We start from the raw sequence: 24,623 nt of genomic DNA, 5'->3' as shown, positions 1-24,623 counted from the left end.
GGCGCCTGGTCAGCGTCGGCGCGGCCCACCGACGAGGCCCGACGGCCGCGGGGTGAACGCGTCGTCGAGCACACGGCTCGCCGCTCCGACGGCCCCCACGCTCTCGCCCACAGCCGACCCCAGGACCTCGACAGCGTGCATCTCACGCAGGGTCGCGTGCTCAGCCAGCTCGGCTCGCACCACCGGCACGAACGTCGGGGCGAGCCGCTCCCAGCTCGGCCCGCCCAGCACGACGACGCCGGCATCCACGAGATCGGCCACCACGGTGATGCCCCGCGCGACCCTCCGAGCGGCGGTGCGCAGGACGTCCGAGGCCACCTCGTCGCCGCCCGCCGCGGACACGCACACCGCCGTCAGAGCGGCGTCGAGCTCACGGGGCGTGCGCTGCGGTGTCCGCGGGTCGAGCGAGCCACGCACCACAGCCTCCCCCACGATCGTCGCCGGCGCCGCGGACGCCCCGATGCATCCTCGCTGACCGCACCAGCACAGGGGGCCGTCACTGTCGACGATGAGGTGCCCGATCTCGCCGGCGTTGCGCGACGTCCCCGCGAACAGCTCGCCGTCGTGGGCGATCGCCGCGGCCACACCGAAGCCCGTGTAGAAGAACAACGAGGTGCCCGTCAGCATCCGGTTACCTCGCCACAGCTCGGCCGTCATCGCCGCGCTGACGTCCTTCTCGAGGATGACGTCGAAGCCGGTCGCCGCGGCGAGCGCGTCCCGCAAGGGCACGTCGAGCCAGCCTTCCAGCAGCGGCGGGTGGATCACCCGGCCGCTCGCCAGGTCGATCGGGCCCGGAGCCGCCACGCCCAGCCCGAGGACGGCGTCGCGCTCGACCGTGGCGGCCTCCAGCATGACGCTCACCGCGTCCGCCACCGCCTCGACGACCGCATCAGGGCCGACAGGGGTTTCGATCGACTGCCGTTCCACCACACCACCGTCGAGGTCGACCAGCACGGCGGTCACCACGACCGGATCGACGTGCACACCCAGCGCGTACGCGCCCTGAGGATCGAGATGCAGCATGGTCCGCGGCTTGCCCCGGCCCTCGATGCGCCGCTCGCCCTCGACGACCAGCCGTTGATCGAGGAGGCGACTGACGATGTTCGAGATGGTCTGGAGCGCGAGGCCGGTGCTCGCAGCGAGCTCGACACGGCTGACCCCGTCCGCCCGGCGGATCTGGTCGAGGACGACCATCTGGTTGAATCCTCCGACCCGAGGCAGGTTGGTCCCCCGTCGCACGCGCGCTCCCTCCCGCCGGGCGGATCTCCCGGCGTCGTCGCCCGAGCAAGGTCCACCGCCTGAGCAGACCCGCCCAGCGTATCTGTTTGCCGTCCCCCGCAGAGGCTAGAGTGCGTGCGTTCGCACTCGTGACCCTGACGGAGGCTGCCCCCGATGGCCCAGTTCGACCTGCCCCTGGCCGAGCTCGAGCGGTACGACCCCTCGATCGACGAGCCCACCGACTTCGACGAGTTCTGGGCCGGCACGGTCGCCGAGGCTCGCGGGCACGGCGATGGCGTGGACGCGGAGCGGGTCGACACCGGGCTGACCGAGATCACGGTCGACGACGTCACCTTCCCCGGGTTCGGTGGTCACCCGGTCAAGGCGTGGCTGGCGCGACCGGCACGGGCGGACGGCCCGTTGCCGACGGTCGTGGAGTTCGTCGGGTACGGCGGCGGCCGCGGCCTGCCGCACGAGCAGCTCGGCCTCGCGGCCGCCGGGTTCGCGCACCTGGTCATGGACACCCGGGGGCAGGGTTCCGGCTGGGGCTCGGGCGGGGACACCCCCGACCCCGTCGGACACGGCCCGGCCTCCCCCGGGTTCCTGACCCGCGGCATCCTCGACCCGGCCGACCATTACTACCGCCGGGTCTTCACGGACGGGGTGCGCGCCGTCGACGCCGTCCGGCAGATCGACGGGATCGACCCGGCCCGCGTCGCGGTCGCCGGGACGAGCCAGGGCGGAGGCATCGCGATCGCCGTGGCGGGCCTGCTGCCCGACGTCGTCGCCGCGGCGCCGAACGTGCCGTTCCTGAGCCATTTCCGCCGAGCTGTACAGATCACGGACGCCTTCCCGTACGGCGAGATCACGCAGTACCTCTCGGTCCACCGCGAGCACGCCGACGCCGTCTGGCGCACCCTGTCCTACCTGGACGGCGTGTCGTTCGCGCGCCGCGCCCGCGCTGCCGGACTCTTCTCCGTGGCACTCATGGACGACGTCTGCCCGCCGTCCACGGTGTACGCGGCGTACAACGCCTGGGGCGGGGCCGAGAAGAGCATCGACGTCTACCCGTACAACCGGCACGAGGGCGGCCAGCACTACCGGTTCGCCCCGACCCTGGCCTGGCTGCGCAAGCACGTCTGAGCAGACCACCGGCACCTGAACACCCCTCACCCACCCGAGAGGACGACATCTCGTGCACACCGAGGACGGCGCGGCGTGGTGGCGCAGGCCACGCGTCGTGGTGGCGCTGGTCGGCATCGTGGTGGTGGTGGTGGCGATGGCCGTCGTCTCCGTGGTGGACCGCGACGGGGCGGACGCGCCGGCCCCGGTCGTCGCCTCGACCCACGCGGGCTATCCGGCACGCGGCGACCTCGTCGCGGCCGGCGACTGGGAACCGGAGGCCGAGGCAGCCGCCGAGGCCTGGCGCGCCGTGCCCGCCGGCGGTGAGACGAAGCCCCCGGAGATGGGCCGCGAGATCCAGCTGTTGTGGGCCGGGGACGTCGAGGCGCGCGACCTCCCGTACGCCCGTGAGCACCTGCGCGACGAGGCCGGCGAGCTCGGCACCGCACGCCTCGTCCTGCTCCAGGCCTACAACCAGCTCGCCGTCGCCGTGGCCCCGGTCGGCGCCGACGGCGAGCGCGCGGGCGACTACACCCTCGTGTCCGAGACCACCGAACGACCCCACACCGCCGCGATGTCGCCGAGGGACGGCGTCCTGCTCCTCGCCGACACCCCGGGGGTCGGGGACTCCGTGCAGGTCGCCGGCCACGACGAGGCCGTCGCGGTGCACGACGGGCTGGTCCTGCGCGCTCCCCTCGGCGTCATGTGGCACGAGCAGGCCTTCGCCCACGGACGCGAGGAGTACCACGGGCTGGTCCTCACCGAGTCCGGAAGGACCGTGGCCGTCCGGGACGACGCTCTGTGGGACGCGCTCACCGACCCTGCCACGGGCGCCCAGACCGAGAAGGCCCTGCGTGACGCCTTCGAGACCGCCGCTCCACGGACCGGCGGGTCGGCACTGCCGCTGGCCGCACTGTGGGAGCCGGTCGAGATCGAGGACGGTCGCACCCTGTCGGTGGTGGCCGTCCAGGCGGACGGCGTGGGCGGGCGTGAGCCGTCCTGGGTGGTCACGGGGGCCGTGAACGTCCCCGGCGGTACCGGGGGCCCCACCCGCACGGTGCGCCTCGGCACCGGCCAGACGCCCGGCCTGGTCCACGCGAACGACCGTCATGGCCCGGCACTCGCAGCCCGGTGGTTCGCGCCCGAGGAGCTCGGCACCACGCACCCGCAGCTCGTCGTCGTCGGTGGGGCCGGCATCACCGAGGTCGAGGTCCTCACGTCTGACGGGGTGCGACATCTCCCGGGTACCGCTGCCGCGCTGCCGGCCTGGGAGGAGGACGACGGGTCGGTCCCTGTCGTGAGCCGCGCCGTCGTCGTCGGACGCGATGCCGACGGCGGGCCGGTGGCCCCGATCCCTGCCGGAGAGGGCCACCCGACGGCACAGCCCTAGCTGGCGGGCTCCGCGCTACCCGACGGGCCCGCGCATCACAGGAGGCGGGCGCCGGAGGCCGGGCCCGTGGCGCACCACACAGCGTCGGCCGCGCCCTCGGCGGTCCACGTCGCGGCGATCGCGAGCGCGTGCTGACGCGAGCGTGCCAGGGCCGCCACCGTCGGTCCCGAGCCGGAGACCATCGTGCCGAGCGCGCCCGCGTTCTGCGCGATCTCCAGCGTGCGCCCCAGCTCCGGACGCAGGTCGAGCGCAGCAGCCTCCAGGTCGTTCTGCAACGCCCGGCCCAGGCCGGTCGGGTCCCCGGCCCGCAGGGCCTGCATGAGCCCGTTGTCGTCGGCCTCGTCGACCGGCGGCGCGGTGGGTCCGGTGAGCTCGTCGAACCGCCGGTACACCGCGGGGGTGGCCAGCCCGTCGTCGCGGGTGGCGAACGCCCAGTGGAACTCACCCCGGGTCATCGCCGGGGTGAGCAGGTGTCCCCGCCCGGTCCCGACGGCGGTGTGCCCCACCAGCGCGAACGGCACGTCCGAGCCCAGGGTCGCACCGATGCCCTGCAGCTCCTCGCGCGGCAGCGCGGTGCCCCACAGGGCGTCGCAGGCCAGCAGCGTCGCGGCGGCGTCGGCCGACCCACCGGCCATCCCGCCGGCCACGGGCACGCCCTTGGCGACGTGCAGGGCGACGCTGGGGTCCAGCCCCACGTGCCGGGCGAGCGCCTCGACGGCCTGCCAGGCAAGGTTCGTGGCGTCGAGCGGCACACGATCGGCCTGCGGTCCCTCGACGGTCAGCGAGATGCCCGTACCCTCCGGCACCTCGGTGGCGGTGATCTCCTCGTACAGGGCCACCGCCTGGAACACGGTCACCAGGGGGTGGTAGCCGTCGTCGGCCACCGGCCCGACACGCAGCGTCAGGTTGATCTTGCCGGGGGCGCGCACCCGGACGGACGGCGCGGGGGCGGGGGCGAGGTGGCTCACGCGTCCACCGTGCCAGCCCCGGCGCCAAGACGCTCGGCGATGCGGGCGAAGTCCGCGATGGCGAGGCGCTCGCCGCGCAGCGACGGGTCGACGCCGGCGGCGCGCAACGCCTCCTCGGCGGCCGGTCCGGAGCCGAACAGCCCGGACAGCGCGGCACGCAGCGTCTTGCGGCGCTGCGCGAACGCGGCGTCGACCACCCTGAAGACCTCCTGGCGCGTCGCGGTGGTCGACGGCGGGTCGTGCCGCTCGATCGCGACGAGCGCCGAGTCCACGTTCGGCACGGGCCAGAACACGTTGCGGCCGATCGTGAGCGACCGGCGCGCGGCCCCGTACCAGGCCGCCTTGGCGGACGGCACGCCGTAGGTCCTGGACCCGGGCGGCGCCGCCAGGCGGTCGGCCACCTCTGCCTGGACCATCACGAGAACGGTGCGCAGCGAGTCGAACCGCTCGAGGAACGTCAGCAGCACCGGCACCGCCACGTTGTACGGCAGGTTCGCCACGAGCGCCGACGGCGGCTCCCCGGGCAGCTCGGTGACCTCGAGCGCGTCGGCGGTCACCACCTCGAGGTCGGCGTCGGGCAGGTGCCGGTGGACGGTCTGGGCGACCTGCCCGGCCAGGACCGGGTCGATCTCGACCGCGACCACCGAGGCGCCTGCCTCCAGCAGTCCCAGGGTCAGGGACCCGAGACCCGGGCCGACCTCCACGACCCGGTCGCCGGGCTGCACCCCGGCCGCACGGACGATCTTGCGGACCGTGCCGCCGTCGTGCACGAAGTTCTGCCCCAGCGTCTTGGTGGGCCGGACGCCGAGACGCCCTGCCAGCTCGCGGATCTCCGCAGGGCCGAGCAGGGCGCCAGGGGTGTCAGTCATGGGGCTGAGTATCGCCCGACCGGACGGGTCAGTACCAGTTGTTGGCCTGCGAGTGGCCCCAGGCGCCGCACGGGGTGCCGTAGCGGCCGGCGATGTAGTCCAGGCCCCAGGTGATCTGCGTGGCCGGGTTGGTCCGCCAGTCGGCACCGGCGGAGGCCATCTTGTCGCCCGGCAGCGACTGCGGGATGCCGTAGGCACCGGAGGACGGGTTGGCGACCGTGTGCGACCAGTTCGACTCCTTGGTCCACAGGTTCTCGAGGCACGTCCACTGGCTGCCGGTCCAGCCGCGGTCCGCGGCCATCTTCCGGCCGATCTCGCGGTTGGACCCGGAGTAGCTGGTCGAGGAGGACGACGAGCCGGACGACGAGGACGAGCCGGACGACGACGTGGCCGGCTCGGTCTCCGGCTCCGGCTCGGGCTCGGGCTCGGGGCGCTCCTTGGTGCCCTGGACGAGCACCTCGGTCACCGGCTCGGAGGTGACCATCTCGGCGATCTTCTTGTCCGAGACCTCTTCGCCGTCGATCGTGGTGATCTCCCGCACGACGGTGCGCGAACCGGCCACGCCCTTCGTCTTGACCCGGGGGTCGAGGTCCTCGTAGCGCTTCGCGCTCTTCTTCGTCTTCGTGTCGTGGTCGATCTGCTTGACCTTGGTGACTCGCTCGACCTCGACACGCTGCACGACGACGGCGAGCTGCGGCAGGTCAGCACCCCTGGGCAGGTCCTCGGCCGTCACGTCGGCGTCGGCGGCCGTGGCCACGGTGACGATGTCGTCGGCGTCGACCTCGACGTCAGCGGCGGCGAGGACGGCGTCGAGCTCGTCGGAGCCGTCGACGACGTCCACGGCGTCGTCCCGGACGACGGCGACCTGGTCACCGCCGTGCACCCGCAGCCCCAGGTCAGCGCGGTCGTCGGAGCGCGAGGCGACGAGAGCGACGTCGCTGCCCCGCTGGGAGAGCAGGTTGAGCGCTTCGTGGGCGTCCGCGGCCGTCACCCAGGTGGTGGTCTGCTCGCCGTCGATCTCGACGTCGATCTCCTTGCCGGTCCGGACGACGATCTCGCTCTCGTTGTCCAGCGGGTCGCCCAGGGCGGGCGTGACGAGATCGCGACCGGTGACGGTGACGCCCTCCTGGGCGAGAAGGCTCTCGATGTCGCCGGCGAAGCTGCTGACGGTGCGGGTGTCGCCGTCGACGTCGAGCGTGACGGTCTTGTAGGCCTGGGAGACGGCGACGGCGGAGCCGCCACCGGCGACGAGCGCCCCGCCGACAACGGTCGCGATCAGCGCGCGGCGGCGCCGGGTGCGGCGGGTACGGACGACGGCGCGGGTCTCGGCCGTGGTGGGCCGGGGCTCGTGGTTCTCCGGTGCGGAGGTCATGGATCTCCTGATGGGTACGTGGGGTCGGTCCTCGGAAAGGCCGGCGCTCCTACAGCAGGAATCCGTGCAGGGGCGCGAACGACACCCGACCGTAACCGATTCGTTATCAGATGCAAGAGGGTGTGCGTCACACGCACCGGCTCCGGCACGACGGCTTCACAGGCCTTCACGCGACGGGCACAACCCGCCCGCCCCAGCAGGTCAGAGCAGACCGAGCTTGCTGGCGCAGTGCGGCCACTGCCCCCAGCCCGAGCGCTGCTGCAGGATCTTCGCGCGCTTGGTCTGCTCGGCGGCCGAGGCGTCCGAGGGGAGCCCGGAGCCACCCACGGCCTGCCACGTCGGCAGCGAGAACTGGTACATCCCGTAGTAGCCGTTCCCCGTGTTCGTGGACGGGTTGCCGCCGGACTCGCACTGGGCGAGCTGGGCCCACACGCCCGACGGCGCGCTGCCGCCCGACGACGAGCTCGAACCGCCCGAGGACGAGCTGCTGGACGACGAGCTGCTGGACGACGGCTCGGGCTCCGGCTCGGGCTCGGGGCGCTCCTTGGTGCCGGTGACGACGATCTTGTCGACGGGCTCGGTGGTCACCTTGCTCGAGAGCTTCTCGCGCGACTCGACCTCGCCGTCGACTCGCGTCACGAGCCTGACGATGGTCCGCTCGCCCTTCTTGCCCTCCTGGGACACGAGCGGGCCCTTGTCGCGGTAGCGGTCGGCGTCCTTCTTCGTCACGGTGTCGTAGTCGATCTTCTTGGTCCTGGTGACCTCTTCGACATCGACGACCTGCACGACGACGCGCACCGTCGGTTCGCCCGGGCCGGCGGACTCGATGCGGTCCACGTGGACGCGGTCGTCGTCGTCGATCACGACAGACTCCGCCTCGAACAGCTCCTCGAGCGTCGTGGCGCCGTTGGCCACCACGGACTCCTCGCCGCCGACGACGAGGGCGACCGGCTGCTCGGCGTCGAGCCGGATGGGCAGGATGGCGCGGTCGGCGGACCGGGAGGGGAGCAAGCGGATCTGCTCGTCACGGGCGGCGAGCTGCTCCAGCGCGTCAGCCGCGTCGAGTGCGGCGATCCAGACGTCCTGCTCCTCGCCGTCGGCCTCCACGGTCAGCTCGTGGCCGTAGCGGACCTCGACGACGGCGCCGTCCCGGAGCTCGTCCCCGGCGGCGGGCGTGATCTCGTCGTTGACGCCGACCTGCACACCCTCCTCGGTCAGGACCTCGTCCACGGTGGCGGCGAAGGTGGTCACCGAGACCAGCTCGCCGTCGACGTCGAGCGTGACGTCCTTGCGGAGCTGCTCGACGACGGCGGCGCTCACCCCGCCGGCGACCAGGAGGCTCAACGCGACCACCATGGTGACCAACGGCCAGCGGCGACGACGCAGTGCGGTCGCGGCACGCTCGGCACTCACGGGGACGGGAGCGGTCGGCGGCGTGGCGGAGCTCTCGGGCCAGTCGTTCAAGGGGTGTTCCAGACGTCGGCAGGTCCGGGCACGACGGCGGCTCTCCGACTGGCTGTCGGGCCCGGGTCGATCCGGTGGCTCCGACGACCGTAACCGCATCGTGACATTCAGCCAAGGCCACCTGTGGTAGCTATGCCCGCCTACGACGCGGTATGCCAGGAAAGTTCACCTGCCCACAGCGAGACACGTCACACCACGTCGCGAGGTGGTGTGCGTTCCGGGCCCACCGTCTCGAGGTCAGTACCGGTCAGTACCAGCCCTTCGCCATCGAGTGGTTCCACGCGCTGCACGGCGTGCCGTAGCGGCCGGAGATGTAGCCGAGACCCCAGGTGATCTGGGTGGCCGGGTTCGTCCGCCAGTCCGAACCCGCCGAGGCCATCTTCGACCCGGGCAGGGCCTGCGGGATGCCGTAGGCGCTGCTGGACGGGTTCGCGGCGTTCCAGCGCCAGTTGGACTCCTTGGTCCACAGCTTGTCGAGGCAGGTGAACTGGTCGTCCCCCCAACCCCGCTCGGCCGCCAGCGCCCGGCCCAACGCCTTCGCCGAACCAGGGTCCACCTGCACCTGTGAGATGTCGAGCGTGCCGACCACGATGACCTCGTCGACCGGCTCGACCGTGACCGACCGGTCGACGACCGTGCGCCGGACCTCGGCGCCGTCGAGCGTGTGCACCTCGTACGTGGTCACCCGCTCGCCCGGCACACCGCGCGTGCGGACCGTCTCGTGGCCCTTCGGCAGGTCGTCGGACTCGATGCGCTCGGTGTCGAACGGCACCACCTCGGTGACGACGTCCGAGGCCGTCTCGCCCCGGTTGACGACCACCACCATCCCGTCGACGGCTGCGGCGCCCAGGGGGACCGACGTCCGGTCCTTGTCGCCGAGCGAGATGTCGACCTCGGCGAGCACGTCCCGGACGTTCGACTGCGTGGTACGCAGCGGCAGCACCGATCCGTCGACCGACACGTACACGGTCTTGCGCGTGGACACCCGCACCGGGCCTCGGCCCAGCGGGTCGCTCCGGGACGCCGTCGCCACCGCGCCGTCACCACGCGGTCCCAGGGCGGCCAGCAGCTCGCCCACCGTGTGCGCCGTCGTCGGGAACGTCATGGTCTCGCCGTCGACCTCGAGCGTGACCTCCTTGCTCGAGCGCACCACGACCTCGCCGTCACGCGGGGCAGGCGCCGAGGTGGCCGGCTGGACGAGGTCGTCCGGGCCGGGGTGGATGTCGTGGAACGCGAGCACCTCGCCGACCGTGCGCCCGTACCCGTCGAGGGTCTGCACGCGGCCGTCGACGTCCACCGTGATCGTGCTGTGCGCGGCGACGACGCCCGTCGCACCCACCGCGACGACTGCGACGACGAGCACCCGCAGGGCGGTCCGCGCGACCGAGTTCAGCGGGCCCCGGCGGCCGTCGTAGGCCGCTGGGGGGCGACGCCGCAGGGCGGTGTCCCGTCGTCGTCCCGCCTCAGGTGTCGCCACGGTCACCAGACCGTAGCGGAAGCCGGGCCGGAGCGACAGGGGTCACCACGCCCCGTAGACCTGTTCGGCGTTGTCCGAGAGGGCTCGGCAGACCTCGTCCAGCGGGCGCCCCAGCACCTCGGCCATGGCCCGCACGGTGTGCGCGGCCACGTACGGCGCGTTGGGCTGCCCGCGGTACGGGTGCGGCGGCAGGTAGGGCGCGTCGGTCTCGACGAGGACGAGCTCGAGCGGCATGGTCCGCAGGGCCTCACGCAGGTGGGTGTTCTTCGGGTAGGTCACGGGCCCCGCGAACGACAGGTACCAGCCGTGCTCGGCCGCCAGCGCCGCCATGGCGGTGTCCCCGCTGAAGCAGTGGAAGACAGTCCGCTCGGGCGCACCGTCGGCGAGCAGCACCTCGATCACCTGCTCGTGGGCGTCCCGGTCGTGGATCTGCATCGCCAGACCGAGCTCCTTGGCGAGCGCGACGTGCGCCCGGAACGACTCCCGCTGCGCCCGCTCGCCCTGCGGTCCGGTCCGGAACAAGTCCATCCCGGTCTCTCCGACCGCGCGCACACGGGGATTGTCGCGGGCCACCTGCGCCAGGCGGGCGATCGCGTCGTCCAGGGTGGTCGCGTGGTGCGGGCGCGGCTTCGGCTCGAGCCCGTCAGGCCCGACCTCATGAACACCGGCATGCAGCACCGCCTCATTCGGATGGATAGCAACAGCCCCCACCAGCGTGCCGAGCAGGAGGTTGCGCCCGCTTTCGGCGTCGATTCCGGGCTCAACCTCCTGCTCGGCGTTCCGCAGGAGGGTGTCGGTCCAGTCGATCGACGGCAGGTCGCAGCCGACCTGCACCACACGGTCGACGCCGACGGCGGCGGCCCGGGCCAGGTGGTCGGCCACGGTCGGTATCGGGGCACCGTCGAGCGCCCCGGGGTCGACGACGTCCGCGATCGCGTCCAGGTGCGTGTGGTTGTCCACGACCGGGACGGGCAGCGGCTCGGGGTCGCGCGGGAACCCGCGCTCGCGCCGGCGCGCCACGCTCAGGCCTTCTCGCGCAGCCGCTCGAGCTCCTCCTCGACGATCGAGTCGTCGAGCTTGGTGAACACCGGCGACGGCTTGCCGATCGGGGTACCCGGCGTCACGGGGTTCGACGCCCACGCGGGGAACCGGTAGCCGCCCTCGTGGTCGCCCGTGATGACCGGGTAGTGGCGCGAGTCGTCGTCGAGGTCGGTGACCTCTTCGATGCGCGGCTGCGGGGCGAACTCCCCCGTGCCGCCGAGAACCTCGTGCACCGACTGCGCCGAGTGCGGCAGGAACGGCGCCAGCAGCGTGTTGCAGTCGCTGACCGCCTGCGTCGTGGTGTGCAGCACCGTGGCAAGGCGGTCCGGGTCGGACTTGAGCTTCCACGGCTCGGTCTCGGAGACGTAGCGGTTGACGTCGCCGACGACGCGCATCGCCTCCGCGATCGCCGCCCGCTGCCGATTGGCCTCGATGAGGGACCCGATGTCCCCGAACGCCTTCTGCGTGGCAGCCAGGACGTCGCGGTCGGTGTCCGTGAGGTCACCCGGCGTCGGGATCTGCCCGAAGTTCTTGTGCACCATGGTCGCCGTGCGGTTCACCAGGTTGCCCCAGCCTGCGACGAGCTCGTCGTTGGTCCGGCGCAGGAACCCGTCCCAGGTGAAGTCCACGTCCTGGTTCTCCGGGCCCGCGGCCGCGACGTAGTAGCGGAAGGCGTCGGGCTGGTACCGGGCGAGCATGTCGCGCACGTAGATGACGACGCCGCGGGAGGAGGAGAACTTCTGGCCCTCGACGTTGAGGAACTCGCTGGAGACGACCTCCGTCGGGAGCTGCAGGGCACCGAACTGCCCCGGTGCTCCTCCACGCGAGCCGCCGCCGTCGTACGCGAGGAGCTCGGCCGGCCAGATCTGGGAGTGGAACGTGATGTTGTCCTTGCCCATGAAGTAGTACGACCGGGCGTCCGGATTGGTCCACCACTCGCGCCACGCCTCGGGCGTGCCCTGGCGGCGGGCCCACTCGATGGAGCTGGACAGGTAGCCGATCACGGCGTCGAACCACACGTACAGACGCTTGGCGGGGTTCTCCTCCCAGCCGGGCAGCGGCACGGGGATACCCCAGTCGATGTCGCGCGTCATGGCGCGCGGACGGACGTCGTCGAGCAGGTTGCGGCTGAAGTTCAGCACGTTGGGCCGCCACCCGCTGCGAGACTCGAGCCACGACGACAACGCGTCGACGAACGCGGGCAGGTCCAGGAAGAAGTGGTTCGACTCGACGAACTTGGGCGTCTCGCCGTTGATGCGGCTGCGCGGGTTCTTCAGGTCGATCGGGTCGAGCTGGTTGCCGCAGTTGTCGCACTGGTCGCCGCGGGCGCCGTCGTAGGAGCAGATGGGACAGGTGCCCTCGATGAAGCGGTCCGGCAGCGTGCGGCCCGTGGACGGCGAGATCGCGCCCATGGTCGTCTTCTCGACCATGTAGCCGTTCTTGTGCACCGTGCGGAACATCTCCTGCACGACGGCGTAGTGGTTGCGCGTCGTGGTCCGCGTGAACAGGTCGTAGCTGAGCCCGAGCGAGGTCAGGTCCTCGACGATGACGCGGTTGTACCGGTCCGCCAGCTCCTGCGGGCTCACGCCCTCCTGCTCGGCCTGGACCAGGATCGGGGTGCCGTGCTCGTCGGTGCCGGACACCATCAGCACGTCGTGACCCGCCATCCGCATGTGCCGGCTGAAGACGTCGGAGGGAACGCCGAAGCCGGCGACGTGGCCGATGTGCCGCGGCCCGTTGGCGTAGGGCCACGCCACGGCCGAGAGGATGTGGGTCATGCCCCGAATCCTAATGGTCTGCCGCGATGGCGGACCCAGGCGTCCAGGGTACGGTTCCGGCCCCTGCACAGATCCCGGCGGCGGTGGCACAGTGGGGAGCATGAGCATGCGCGCACTGATCGTGGTGGACGTCCAGCCGACCTTCTGCGAGGGCGGCGAGCTCGCGGTGGACGGCGGCAACCGGGTCGCCGCCGATGTCGCCGCCTACGTCGCGGCGCACCGGGCCCGGTACGGCCTGGTCGTGACCACGCAGGACTGGCACATCGACCCCGGCGAGCACTTCAGCGACACCCCGGACTTCGTGAACTCCTGGCCCGTGCACGGCGTCGCGGGCTCCCCGAACGCCCGCCTGCACCCCGCGCTGGCCGACGTCGCCGCCGACGTCGCGATCAAGAAGGGGCAGTACGACCACGGCTACTCCGGGTTCGACGGGGCCGACGGCGAGGGCCGGGCGCTCGAGACGGTCCTGCGGGACGCGGACGCCTCGGCGGTCGACGTCGTGGGGCTCGCGGAGTCGCACTGCGTCAAGCACACGGCCCTGGACGCGGCGCGCCACGGGTTCGCGACCCGGGTGCTGACCGACCTCACGGCCCCGGTCTCCCCGGAGCTCGGCGAGCAGGCCCGCGACGAGATGTCGGCCGCCGGGGTCGAGCTCGTCCGGTCCGCCGACGCGGCGTAGCGCTCCGGCCGGCCGAGCGCTACCTCGCGCCGTCGAGCGCTACTTCACGGGGCGAGCGCTACCTCGCGCCCGGTTGCGCTACTTCGCGGGGCGGGCGGAGAGGGCGGCGGAGTACAGGTCGCGCTTGGGCACGCCGGCGGCGGTGGCGACCTCAGCCACCACGGCCTTGAGGCGCTCGCCGGCCGTGACCCGGTCGAGAACCTCGGGCACGAGGTCCTCGACCCGCGGGACCTCGGCGGCCGGGGCACCACCGACGACGACGCAGATCTCGCCACGCAGGCCCGCCCCGGTCTCGGCCCGCTCGCCCGCGAGCGCCGCCAGCTCCCCGAGCGTCCCCCGCAGCACCTCCTCGTACGTCTTGGTGAGCTCGCGGCACACGGCCGCCGGACGGTCGGACCCGAGCGCCTGGGACATCGCGCCCAACGTCTCGACCACGCGGTGCGGTGCCTCGAAGAACACCATCGTGCGCGGCTCGGTCGCCAGCGCACCGAGGAACCTGTTCCGGTCCCCCGCCTTGCGCGGCACGAAGCCGTCGAAGGTGAATCTGTCGGTGGGCAGCCCGGACAGGGCGAGCGCCGTGAGCACCGCGGAAGCGCCCGGCGCCGCCGTGACCGGCAGGCCGCGCTCCACCGCCCGCTCGACGAGCCGGAACCCGGGGTCCGACACAGCGGGCATGCCGGCGTCGGTGACGACGACGACGGTCCCGCCGTCGGCGACGACGTCCAGCAGGTCGTCGGCCCGGTCGCGCTCGTTGTGCTCGTGGTAGGACACGACCCGGCCGCCGACCTTCACCCCGAGCCGGCCGGCCAGCCCGTGCAGCCGGCGGGTGTCCTCGGCGGCGACGACGTCGGCCCCCTGCAGCAGGCGCAGCAGCCGCGGCGAGGCGTCCTCGACGTTGCCGATGGGGGTGGCGGCCAGCACGACGGACCCGGCCTCGGCGTCACGACTCATGGGGAGAACTGTCCCACGGTGACGAGTCGACCCTCTACAGTGGCCGAGGTGAGCGCCCCTGATGCCGACGCCCCCACCACCGGTGAGCACCCGGAGGCCGACACCTCGTCCGCGCCCCGCCAGGAGTACCCTTCGCGGCGCGACATCCACGGGCACCGCCGCACGGACACCCGGGGCCTCCCGATCGTGACCGGTGCGATCCGAGCCATCACCGGAGCCGTCCCGAGCGTCGGGCAGGACCGACCGCGTACCGGCGCGGCGAGCAGCGACAGCGCGACCACCACCGACAGCGCACCGGACGCTCCGCCGTCGGGCACCGTGCTGCCCGACGGCGCACCGGTGGCCGAGCCCGGTGCCGGACCCGCTGCGGGGCCGGACGAGCCGGCCGACCAGGAACGGGCGCTGCTCGTCCGCCTGCTCGGCGAGCGCCGCCTGGCGCTGGGCGCGACGTGGCAGGCGCGGGCCTTCGGCTGGGTGGGGGCCGTGCTGGTCACGCTCCTCGCCGCGGCGACCCGCCTGTGGGAGCTCGGCCGGCCGGGCAGCCTGGTCTTCGACGAGACGTACTACGTCAAGGACGCGCACACCCTCGGGCGAGAGGGCTACGAGCGGCAGTGGCCCGAGGACCCCAACCCGGCGTTCGAGGCGGGTGACGTCGGCTCCTATCTCGACGAGGCCGCCTACGTGGTCCACCCACCGGTCGGCAAGTGGATGATCTGGCTCGGCATGGAGGCGGGCGGCGGTGCCGCGAACCCGTTCGCGTGGCGCCTGGCGAGCGCCGTCGTCGGGATCCTCGCCGTGCTGCTGCTGGTCCGGATCGCCCGCCGTCTCTTCGCGAGCACGGTGATGGGTCTCGCCGCCGGTTTCCTCCTGGCGATCGACGGCGAGGCGATCGTCCACTCGCGCACCGCTCTGCTGGACCAGTTCCTCATGTTCTGGGTGCTGGTGGCGTTCGGTTGCCTGCTGCTGGACCGGGACTGGGCGAGGCGGCGGCTCGCGAGCCGCGTGGGTGCGATCCTCGAGGCGGGCGGCACCGTCGCGAGGTACGGGCCGCGCCTCGGCTTCCGCTGGTGGCGCCTGGCCGCCGGGGTCTCCCTGGGCCTGGCCTGCGGGGTCAAGTGGTCGGGGCTGTGGTTCGTGGCGGTCTTCGGTCTCCTCACCGTGCTGTGGGACCTGGCCGCGCGCCGCCGTGCCGGGGTCGGCCGCTGGTGGGAGGACGGCCTGGTCGCCGACGCCGTGCCGGCCTTCGTCCAGATCGTCCCGGTCGCGCTGGTCACCTACGTGGCGTCGTGGTGGTCGTGGATCGTGAGCTCGGACGCCTACTACCGCACCTGGGCCGCCGACAACCCGGACCAGAGCTCGTCGTGGGTGCCGGACTGGCTCGAGAGCCTCTGGTACTACCACCAGCAGATGTTCGGCTTCCACACGGACCTCAGTGCCGAGCACGCCTACGCGGCACACCCGCTGGGATGGATCGTGCAGTGGCGTCCCACGTCGTTCTTCTGGGAGCGCTCCGCCCCGGGGGAGAACGGCTGCCCGGCCGACGCGGACGGCGCGTGCGCGGTCGCGTTGTCAGCGCTGGGCAACCCGCTGCTGTGGTTCCTCGCGGCGATCGCGATCGTCGTGACGATCGTGCTCGGGGTCTGGCTGCGCGACTGGCGCGCGCTGGCCGTGCTGTCCGGCACGATCGCCGGCTGGGCGCCGTGGTTCCTCTACACCGAGCGGACGATCTTCACGTTCTACTCGATCGTGTTCACGCCGTGGGTGATCCTCACCCTGCTGTACCCGATGGTGGTGGCGCTGGAACGCACGCGGCGTGGGCAGGGGCGTGGCACCGTCGTCACCCTGATCACGGTCGTCGTGCTGGCGATCACCGCGGTGTCGGTGGTCTTCTACCCGTTCTGGTCGGCGATGCAGGTGCCGTACGACTACTGGCGCGAGGTCATCCGCTTCCACAACTGGATCTGAAGGGTTGTGGGCGGAATTCTTGGCCCGTTCTGCCCCGTTTCGGGGAACAAAGCGGGCCAAGAATTCCGCCCACAACAACGTCTACCAGGGGACTTGAGGGGTGGGGTGGAAGGGCCAGCCGGCCGTGCGCCAGGCCGGCGCCTGGGCCGCCGTGCGCGCCGCGAACGCGTCGAAGTCCTTGCGCGCGGGCGCGGACCAGGCGACCTCCGCCACGGCACCCAGGCGCGGCAGCAGCATCGAGAACAGCTCGTCGCGGGTGGTGAGCGTCTCGGTCCACACGGCGGCCGAGACCCCCTCGACGGCGTCGGCGGGCAGGCCGTCGATCACCAGGGCCGGCTCCCACTCGTAGGAGTCGCGCAGCTCGACGCAGCCCGCCCACTCCAGGCCCAGCGGGTGCTCGGGCGTGTACTTCATGTCGAGGTAGGCGTGGTTGCCGGGCGACATGATGAACCGCGCCCCGGCGTGCGCCGCGGCCACGAACCGCTCGAGCTCCTCGCCCTTCGGCTCCCAGTACTGCAGCAGCGTCCCGGGCTCCACGGGGCCGCGCGCACCCTCCTGCCAGAAGATCGGCGTCTTGCCGTGCTCCCGCACGATCCTGCCCGCGAGCTCGACGAACCGCGCGAACTCGTCCCGATCCATGGTCAGCACCTCGTCGCCGCCGACGTGCAGCCACTCGCCCCGAGTCATGCGGGCGAGGTCGCCGAGGACGTCGCGCAGGAACGGTTCGGTGGCGGGGTTGTCGAACCACAGCCGGGAGAAACCGACCTCGATGCCGCCGTAGGCGTCGGTGGCCACGCCGTCGGCCGTCAGCCCACCGTAGACGTGCGTGGCGGCGTTGACGTGCCCCGGCATGTCGAACTCCGGCACGATCGTGACGTACCGCGCCGCCGCGTAGTCCTGCAGCGCCGCGTAGTCGTCGACCGTGAGGAAGCCGGCCGTCCCCCCACCCACCTGGTTGTCGGAGGCCTTCTCCAGCTCGGGCCGCGACGGGATCTCGATGCGCCAGCCCTGGTCGTCGGTGAGGTGCAGGTGCAGCACCCGCAGCTTGAACGCTGCCACGAGGTCGATCACGGCCCGGATGTCGTCCGGGCCGAACCAGTGCCGCACGACGTCGAAGGACAGCCCGCGCCAGGTGTAGCGCGGGGAGTCGTGGACGACGACGGCGGGTGCTGACGGCACGCCGCCCACCTCCTGCGCGGGGGTCACCAGCTGGCGCAGCGTCCGCGCGGCATGCAGCAGGCCGACAGGCTCGGCGGCGGTCGCGGTGATCGCACCGTCACCCACGTGGAGGGAGTACCGCTCGGGTCCGGTGGCCCCGGCCGGTCCGGCGTCGGCGTCGAGGTGCAGGCCGAAGGCCACGACCGAGCCGTCGGTGCCGTCGTCGGACAGCCGGACGCCGGCGGCGGCCAGCTGCTCGGACACGAGTCCGGCCAGCGCGGCGTCGGGTGCGTCCACCCGGACGGCCGCCAGCTCCAGGGCGGGCGCGTCCGGCCGCGAGACCTCGGTGGGCCACGGGATGAGGGGCAGCATGGGGTTCTCCAGGTCAGGGCCCGGCGACGAACAGCGGCGCCGGGTCCGTGGGGACGAGGTCGGCCGCCTGGTCCGGGGGGTAGGTGGGCCCGGCCCAGCCGACGTGCACCCCGTCGGGGACGTTGTCGGTCACACGACCCCACACCCATTCACCGGTGGTGGTGCCGCCGGTGCGGTCCGCGGCGAGGACGATCTCGACCGCGTCCGTGGCGGCGGCCACGTCGGCGAGGCGCTCACGGTCGACGACGGACTCCGGTCGCGTCTGGTGCACGACCACCGTCGTCGGGGGCAGTCCGTGATTAGTAACCACCCCTTCAATATAGGTGATGACGGCCTCCACCTCCTCCACCGGCACCTGCTGGGCCGGCAGCGCGCCGTCCGACCGGCGCTGCTCCGGGTGCAGCGCGACCCCCACCCCCGGCCGCTCGAGCAGCTTCTCGAGCGGCTCCACCTCCTCGAGCAGCGTCGAGCTCCCGGCGCCCACGTCCAGCAGCACGTACTGCCCCGCCTCCAGAGCCGCGTCGACCAGCGGCTCGAGCTCGGCGAGGGGCTCCTCGGCCACCCAGTCCCCGTCCTCGCCGGGGTGCCCGGCCTGGGCGCTCGCCTGCACGACGACGGTCGGCACCACGGGACCGTCGCCCAGCCCTGCGTACGCCTCGGCCGCGGCCGCCGCCCGCGCGACCACGACGTCCGGCTCGTCCCGCCGGTCCCCTGCCGTCGTCACGTAGCGCGCCGGGAGCAGGTGCTGCGTCCCGGTCGGCAGCAGGGCAGCGCGCTCGGCCGCCGCGACCCGCCAGGCGAAGTCGGCCGCGTCACCGAACGTCGGACCCACGCCGATGACGGCGAGCGCCTGCGCCATGTCGATCTGCTCGATGGACTTGGGCGAGCCGGCGATGTCACCACCCGGCACCTGATGGTCGACGGCCCCCGCGGCCCGCAGCGTCGCAATGGCCGCCTCCTGGCCCGGCTGCGGATCGGTGAGCGCGAGCACCTCGCGCAGCCCGGCCTCGGCCCCGTCCTGGGACCCGCCCTGGGGCCCGGGCGTCGGACCGGACGTCAGCGCCGCGTCCACCTCGTCCTGCAGCCTCGACACCTCGGTGGCACTGAGGGCACCCGGCTCCTCCTCGCCACGCTCCGGCAGGGCCTTCGCCCGCAGGTGCACGACGGCGGCACCCGCGGTCGTGGCCGCCTGCTCGGCGGCGCTCATGTCCCCGCCCCCCGGGGTGCCGCCGTCGGGCGGGGTCTCGGACGCGCTCGCCGTGCCGCCGGAGCCGGCTGCGTCACCCTCGGCGCCCGGGCTCTGGGAGGCACCGGAGCCGTGGCCGCCGGGCGGCGTCACGACCACGGCGACCCGCACGCCCAGGCGGTCCAGCTCGTCCGCGACCCCGTGGGCGGAGACCCCGCCACCGACCACGAGTGCGGGCGCGCCCAGCGCCTCGGCCGCCGAGGCCTGCGCACCTCGCACCGAGGCGCCGTCGTCGGCCGCGTCGCCGTCCTCCTCCGGGGCGTCGTCGGGCGCATCGTCGGTGCCGGCGGAGGGGACGCCCTCGGCGAGGATCGCCACCGGCGAGCGTTCAAAGATCTGCTGGCTGGTCGTCAGCGCGAGCTCGGCCGGATCCTCGGCCGGCAGCAGCAGGGTGTGACCCTGCGGCGCGACGACCACGGTCTGCACGGCCGGGCCGTCGGGCTCGGGTGGAGGGTCGTCGGCGCCGCAGCCGGCGACCAGCGCGACCACGCAGACGAAGGGCAGGACGAATCGGGCGTTCCGTACACGCACGTGCTCCATCCTCGCGCATTCTGGCCGCCAGGTCGATGTCCGACCATCCCCGAGGCCATGACCTTCGGCACTGCCGCCACCGCGGCCGCGCTCCCTACCGTGGGAACGCCCCCGCCCGACCTCGTGAACAGGTAGCCGATGACCACGTCTCCGCCCACCCTCCGCCCACGCCCCCTGGCGTTCCGACTCCTCGTCGTCTTCGTCGGCGCCGTCGCCATCTGGGCGCTGATGCGGTGGCTCAACGAGACCCTACTGACCGACGGCCTGACCATCCCGGTGCGCCTGGCGAACGCCGCACTGGTCTGCGGCCTGTCCATCCCCCTTATCGTCCTCGCCCGCCGGCACCTGGACCGCCGCCCCTGGGCCGGGCTCGGCCTGGACCCGCTGCGACAGGCGGGCCGGCCGTTCCTCGTGGGTGTCGCCGCCTTCCTCGTGCCGTCCGCCGTCGGCCTGACGGCCGCGCTGCTGACGGGGTGGGTCGACCTGCAGCCCCAGGTCCCGTGGGCCACGATCCTGGGGTGGGCCGCGCTGCTGGTCATGCTGGTCTTCTTCTTCGAGGCGCTGCCCGAGGAGCTGATCTTCCGCGGCTACCTCCAGCGGAACCTGTCGACCGTGACGGCACCCTGGGTCGCCGCGCTCGGCCAGGCGGTGCTGTTCACCGCCTTCGGCGCCGGACTGTGGGTCGCCAGCGAGGGCTGGGGCGTGCTGGCCGAGCGAGGCGTCATGTTCTTCGCCGTCGCGGTCGTGCTCGGCCTGCTCCGCGTCCAGACCGGCAGCCTCTGGACGCCGATCGGCTTCCATCTGGCGTTCCAGGTGGTCGCGCAGAGCCTGCTCGGGGAGCGGATGAGCACCAGCAACGAGGGCGGCCTGATGCTGACGGCGATCATCAGCGCCTTCGTGCTGGCCACCACCGTCACCGCGTTCCTCCTCCCGCGCGAGGTGAACTGGTCACGACCCGAGCCGGAACGGACGTCCGGCCACGATCTTGATCGATCCCTGAGGTAGTCCAGACGGCGCGCTGAGGGTCCGTCGATAATTTGGCCGAAGACGCCCCGCCGGACCCATCCCCCATCTCGATCCGGCGGGGCATCACTCTGCCCGCGACCGGACTGTCCGTCCAGGTCCGACGGTCGGACGGGGCACCGCCTCCGGCCGCCGGAGATCTTGAGGGAGTCCTGAGGAAGCGCCAAGTGGACGCTGAGGCGGTGTCGATACGTTTTCCTCAGGCGCCTCGCCAGACCTGCCCCCCATCGCGGTCTGGCGGGGCGTCGTCGGTCCCGTGGGTGCCGCGGCGGACCATGTGGCCACCAGTTCTCGCGGTGCCGCTCGGAGACCCGACCTTCCGCCGAGCTACGCGAGGCGATCTCCACGATCACGTTCGTGTGGGCCTACGCGGTACATCGGCCGTTTCGACACCGACGCGAAACGGATCTGGGATCTCGTGATCGCGGTCCTCAAGCCCCAGCAGCAGCCCGGGGCTTCATGCTGCTCCACCGCCGCTGGGGCGTGGCACGCTCCGTCCCCTGGCTGACCAGGTTCCGCTGCCCCGTGCGGGACGACGAGACCTCACCGACCACTCGTGAACCCAAGATCCAGGCCGCCACCAACTGGCGACTCAGCAACCGTCCGAGGGAGCCGGGAGGTTCGACTCGCGAGCAAGATCACCGATCAACTGGGCAGGCCCGTCCCGCTACGCTGTCCGTGTGGATCAGGTCGTCGTCCGTGCCGATGAGGCGGAACGCCTCGCCGCAGCCGCCGCACGAGGCGATGCCCGGGCGCTCGAGGACCTTCTGGTGCTGGTACGTCCGGACGTCCTGCGGATCTGTGCCCGGTTCCTGCCGTGCGCCGAGGACGCCGAGGACGCGTGCCAGGACACCTTGCTCGCGGTCTCGACGAGCATCGGTACCTTCGAGGGACGCTCCGCCTTCCGCACCTGGCTCTATCGCGTGGCGGCCAACCGGTCTCGGACCACCTACCGGGCACTCCGGCGGCGGTTCGACGCCGAAGGCAGCGCGCCCCCGCCCGAGTTCCTCGATCCGCGGCGCACGAGCGTCGTTGCGGGTACTCGCGTGGACATGCTCGACGGGCTGTCGGCCATCGGGGCGGAGTACGCCGAGGCCGTGGCCCTGCGTGACATGGCAGGTCTTGCCTATGCCGAGGTGGCGGTGGTCCTCGGCGTTCCCGAGGGAACCGTGAAGTCCCGTATCCATGAGGGCCGACGTCGCCTGCGGGACCATCTCGGCCACGCAGGGTGACGGCCGCCGGACGGCATCCCGGCCAGGTGCCCGAGGCGCCGACCGAAGCGTGACGCACATCACAGCCAGATCGCCGAACCACGGCGCCTTCCGAGCGGACTCATGTGGTGACGACACACGACAGAAGGAGATCACCATGCGGTCCACCTACCGCGCACTGCCCGCCGCGATCGCGCTGGCGCTTCCTCTCGCCCTGACCGCCTGCGGGGGTGACGGCGAGGCCGTGAGCCCGCTCAGCGGCGAGGCCGTGGCGCCATCCAGCACGGCGAGCGGCGGGCCGAGCCCCAGTGCGAGCCCTTCCGCGAGCGCCCGCGAAGCGACGCCCGTGAGTGGCGTGACCGAGCGCACCGTCTCGCACACCCAGGCCGATGTCACTGTCCTGTCGGCCGAGGTCTCCTATGAGACGCCAGCCAGCAAGACCGGGGAGGTACCCGATCCTCTCCCTGGCGACGTCCCCCACCTCTACGTCGAGGTGAAGGTCGCCAACCGACTGCTCAACGCGGGCCTCCTCCTACAGGACGGCATCTTCCTCGACCTCGGTACCGGCGAGCAGCTCCCGAACATGCTGCGCACGGATGCGACGGACAACCTCGGCCCCGGCACGACGGCGGACGGCTGGTACGGCTTCGAGCTCCCGGGCGCCGACGCCCCGGTCGAGGACGCGGTTCTCGTGCTCGGCGAGCTCGACCGACGCCAGGACGTGCTGCCGTTGACGGGTGAGCAGCCGGAGCCGGAGTACCCGAAGGAGATCGACGTGGCGTCGCCGGGGCGGGTCCTGACCGGCTCGGTCGACGACCACAGCGGGCAGTGCCCGATGGAGGTCGAGATCACCGGCGCCACGCTGGCGCACTGGGTCGGGTTCGACGAGGGCGGTTCCTCGCACCGCACGGAACAGGCCGGGGCCGACACCCTGATGGTGCGGCTGGACTTCGACGTCAGCACCGGGCCGGACGCGGTGGCCTGCTTCCTCCACACCCAGGACGAACTGCATCTGATCGTCGACGGCCAGCGCCGCGGCGACTCGCCGCGGATCCACGAGACCGGGAACGTCGACAGCGGCACGACCGCCCAGCAGTACCTGGTCTACGAGGTCCCGGCGGATGCCGAGGTGGCGCTCGAGTGGGGCAACATCGAGGGCAGGACCGTCGTGACGGAGATCCCGGTTCCGTAGTCGGCGGCACCGCCCCGCGCGACCCTTCGGGGCCGTCACGGCGGGCCTACCTCGATGCCGGCGAGCATCGACTCCACGAATCGCGCGGGGTCGGTGCTCGCCGGTGGCGCGATCTGGGCGTAGAGCAGTCCCGCGTCCGACGGCGCCGAGCTCGCGGCCTCGACGATCGTCGCCTTGCCACTGCGGCAGCCGGCGAAGGTCGCCACGACCCACGTGACGCCACCGGCGTCGACCTCCGCGCTCTCCGGAGCCTCGCACTGCCCGTGAACCTGCGCCGCGACGAGGTCCTCCGGTGTCGTCTCGGCGGCCAGGGTGGGTGAGAGGCCGATGAACGCGCCAGGTACGGAGGTGTCGGTCGCCCAGCGGCCGGGGTCGGGCGAGACGACCAGCGCCGGTTCGCGCGCGCCGTCGCCGTCCGTCCGGCCGGACCAGCCTGACCCGGCGGCCTGCCAGCCCTCCGGGAGCCGCACGCGGACGCGGTCGTCGTCGCTCGCCGCGACCGAGGTGTCCCTCTCCCACCAGGACCAGGCCATGACTGCCGCGCCGGCGAGGGCAAGGCTCACGCCGGCCGCGACCACCCGGCGCCGACCCCACCATCGGGCCAAGGTCCGGGTCCGGCCGGCGCCGCCCCGCCCTGCCGCCTCCTGGCGCGACGAAGGGCGCGGCGCGTGCGGGCCGCCAGGAGGCGCGGCATCCGCCAGGGCCGTCAGGAAGGCGGAGGCGTCCGGGTACCTGTCGGCCGGGTCCTGCGCGGTCGCGGTGCGCAGCACGTCCCCGACGCCATCCGAGACACCCGGACGCAACCGCCATCCGCCGTCGACGTCGCCGGACTCGGTCAGGAGCACGACGCCGATCCGGCCGAGGGCGTACACATCGGTCTGACGGTCAACCGTGGCCAGCGGGTGGTCCTGCTCGGGCGCCATGAAACCGGGAGTGCCGGCGCGCGCGGTGAGCCCGGATGCCGCCGCGAGCTCCTTCGCGAGCCCCAGATCAGCCACGAGCACCTGCTCGTCCCCCGCCAGCCGGCTGCGAAAGAGCACGTTTCCCGGCGTCAGATCGCGGTGCACGATCTGCGCGTCGTGGAGCACCTGCACGCCGGCGGCGATCTCCGCCAGCAACCACAGGCACCGCTCGACATCCAGCGGGCCGGACTCCAGGCGGCCTCGCAGGCTTCCGCCGTCGGCCCAGGCGAGGACGGCGTACGGGCGACCGTCGGGAAGCTCGTCGAAGGCGTGGACGCGTGCCAACCGCTCGTCCTCGAGTCGCCACAGCAGCCGTGCCTCCTCGACAAAGCGTTCGCGTACCCGTAGGTCGTGGCTCCAGTTCTCCGCGAGCACCTTGATCGCCACGCGCGCGTCGAGCACCTCGTCGTGGCCGAGCCAGACCGTCGCGAACGATCCGACGCCGAGCAGCCCCTCGATGCGATAGCGGCCGATGCGCTCGGGATGTTCCATGGTCGGAAGGCTATCGAGCGCACGCACACATCATCCGAGCTGCGCCGTGAGGTAGTCCTGCACAGCACCGGCGGGGACCTGCCACGAGAGCGAACCTTCGAGAACGCGGCTCTGGACGAGGAGCAACGTCCCGTCCTGGATC

General features: G+C 72.7%; 19 protein-coding genes. 7 read left to right on the top strand and 12 right to left on the bottom strand.

What is annotated here, in order from left to right; genetic code table 11:
- Positions 1–9: 9 nt before the first annotated feature.
- Positions 10–1,239 (bottom strand): ROK family transcriptional regulator, encoded by a 1,230-nt coding sequence (locus tag PZC42_RS06780; protein WP_277209452.1) that lies wholly within the window; start codon positions 1,237–1,239, stop codon positions 10–12.
- Positions 1,240–1,392: 153 nt separating this feature from the next.
- On the opposite strand from PZC42_RS06780, the gene PZC42_RS06775 reads away from it, so the two are divergent.
- Complete coding sequence (locus tag PZC42_RS06775; RefSeq protein ID WP_277209451.1) at positions 1,393–2,361, top strand: acetylxylan esterase; 969 nt, start codon at positions 1,393–1,395, stop codon at positions 2,359–2,361.
- Positions 2,362–2,413: 52 nt separating this feature from the next.
- Complete coding sequence (locus PZC42_RS06770) at positions 2,414–3,730, top strand: hypothetical protein (protein WP_277209450.1); 1,317 nt, start codon at positions 2,414–2,416, stop codon at positions 3,728–3,730.
- Positions 3,731–3,765: 35 nt separating this feature from the next.
- Here the strand turns inward: PZC42_RS06770 and PZC42_RS06765 are convergent, their stop codons facing one another.
- The 7 genes from PZC42_RS06765 to metG form a co-directional block, all read right to left on the bottom strand.
- Positions 3,766–4,698, bottom strand: a complete 933-nt coding sequence (locus PZC42_RS06765) for a 4-(cytidine 5'-diphospho)-2-C-methyl-D-erythritol kinase (protein ID WP_277209449.1) — start codon at positions 4,696–4,698, stop codon at positions 3,766–3,768.
- Positions 4,695–5,567: a 16S rRNA (adenine(1518)-N(6)/adenine(1519)-N(6))-dimethyltransferase RsmA gene (gene rsmA / locus PZC42_RS06760; RefSeq protein ID WP_277209448.1), complete on the bottom strand. Its 873-nt coding sequence runs from the start codon at positions 5,565–5,567 to the stop codon at positions 4,695–4,697. The genes PZC42_RS06765 and rsmA overlap by 4 nt, the downstream gene beginning before the upstream one ends.
- Before the next feature lie 28 nt (positions 5,568–5,595).
- Complete coding sequence (locus PZC42_RS06755) at positions 5,596–6,939, bottom strand: resuscitation-promoting factor (RefSeq protein WP_277209447.1); 1,344 nt, start codon at positions 6,937–6,939, stop codon at positions 5,596–5,598.
- A gap of 201 nt (positions 6,940–7,140) precedes the next feature.
- Positions 7,141–8,403, bottom strand: coding sequence for a resuscitation-promoting factor (locus tag PZC42_RS06750; protein ID WP_277209446.1), 1,263 nt, complete (start codon positions 8,401–8,403; stop codon positions 7,141–7,143).
- Between the two features lie 247 nt (positions 8,404–8,650).
- Positions 8,651–9,880, bottom strand: a complete 1,230-nt coding sequence (locus PZC42_RS06745) for an aggregation-promoting factor C-terminal-like domain-containing protein (protein WP_277209445.1) — start codon at positions 9,878–9,880, stop codon at positions 8,651–8,653.
- A 42-nt stretch (positions 9,881–9,922) separates the two neighbouring features.
- Positions 9,923–10,900, bottom strand: coding sequence for a TatD family hydrolase (locus PZC42_RS06740; RefSeq protein ID WP_277209444.1), 978 nt, complete (start codon positions 10,898–10,900; stop codon positions 9,923–9,925).
- A gap of 2 nt (positions 10,901–10,902) precedes the next feature.
- Positions 10,903–12,699 (bottom strand): methionine--tRNA ligase, encoded by a 1,797-nt coding sequence (gene metG, locus PZC42_RS06735; RefSeq protein WP_277209443.1) that lies wholly within the window; start codon positions 12,697–12,699, stop codon positions 10,903–10,905.
- 100 nt (positions 12,700–12,799) lie between these two features.
- Here metG and PZC42_RS06730 point away from each other — a divergent pair, with 100 nt between their 5' ends.
- Entirely contained in the window at positions 12,800–13,378 is a 579-nt protein-coding gene (locus PZC42_RS06730; RefSeq protein ID WP_277209442.1) for an isochorismatase family protein, read from the top strand.
- A 78-nt stretch (positions 13,379–13,456) separates the two neighbouring features.
- Here PZC42_RS06730 and rsmI read toward each other — a convergent pair whose 3' ends face one another.
- A complete protein-coding gene (gene rsmI, locus PZC42_RS06725) occupies positions 13,457–14,329 on the bottom strand; it encodes a 16S rRNA (cytidine(1402)-2'-O)-methyltransferase (protein ID WP_277209441.1) in 873 nt (290 codons plus the stop codon).
- Positions 14,330–14,377: 48 nt separating this feature from the next.
- Between rsmI and PZC42_RS06720 the strand changes: the two genes are divergently transcribed.
- Complete coding sequence (locus PZC42_RS06720; RefSeq protein ID WP_277209440.1) at positions 14,378–16,294, top strand: dolichyl-phosphate-mannose--protein mannosyltransferase; 1,917 nt, start codon at positions 14,378–14,380, stop codon at positions 16,292–16,294.
- 81 nt (positions 16,295–16,375) lie between these two features.
- Here PZC42_RS06720 and PZC42_RS06715 read toward each other — a convergent pair whose 3' ends face one another.
- Positions 16,376–17,824, bottom strand: coding sequence for a beta-N-acetylhexosaminidase (locus PZC42_RS06715; RefSeq protein ID WP_277209439.1), 1,449 nt, complete (start codon positions 17,822–17,824; stop codon positions 16,376–16,378).
- 13 nt (positions 17,825–17,837) lie between these two features.
- Positions 17,838–19,601, bottom strand: a complete 1,764-nt coding sequence (locus PZC42_RS06710) for a hypothetical protein (protein WP_277209438.1) — start codon at positions 19,599–19,601, stop codon at positions 17,838–17,840.
- 138 nt (positions 19,602–19,739) lie between these two features.
- On the opposite strand from PZC42_RS06710, the gene PZC42_RS06705 reads away from it, so the two are divergent.
- The 3 genes from PZC42_RS06705 (at position 19,740) to PZC42_RS06695 (ending at position 23,027) form a co-directional block, all read left to right on the top strand.
- Complete coding sequence (locus PZC42_RS06705) at positions 19,740–20,606, top strand: CPBP family intramembrane glutamic endopeptidase (protein ID WP_277209437.1); 867 nt, start codon at positions 19,740–19,742, stop codon at positions 20,604–20,606.
- Positions 20,607–21,304: 698 nt separating this feature from the next.
- A complete protein-coding gene (locus tag PZC42_RS06700; protein ID WP_277209436.1) occupies positions 21,305–21,856 on the top strand; it encodes an RNA polymerase sigma factor in 552 nt (183 codons plus the stop codon).
- Between the two features lie 136 nt (positions 21,857–21,992).
- Positions 21,993–23,027 carry a hypothetical protein gene (locus tag PZC42_RS06695; RefSeq protein WP_277209435.1) on the top strand — a complete coding sequence of 345 codons (1,035 nt, stop codon included), beginning with the start codon at positions 21,993–21,995 and terminating at the stop codon, positions 23,025–23,027.
- A gap of 35 nt (positions 23,028–23,062) precedes the next feature.
- On the opposite strand, the gene PZC42_RS06690 is transcribed toward PZC42_RS06695, so the two are convergent.
- Entirely contained in the window at positions 23,063–24,481 is a 1,419-nt protein-coding gene (locus tag PZC42_RS06690; RefSeq protein WP_277209434.1) for a serine/threonine-protein kinase, read from the bottom strand.
- Between the last annotated feature and the right edge of the window lie 142 nt (positions 24,482–24,623).

This window comes from Isoptericola croceus, assembly GCF_029382255.1.
Lineage (GTDB): Bacteria > Actinomycetota > Actinomycetes > Actinomycetales > Cellulomonadaceae > Isoptericola > Isoptericola croceus.
Note: the sequence above shows the minus strand (reverse complement) of the source record. Positions and strands in the feature narration are given on the sequence as shown.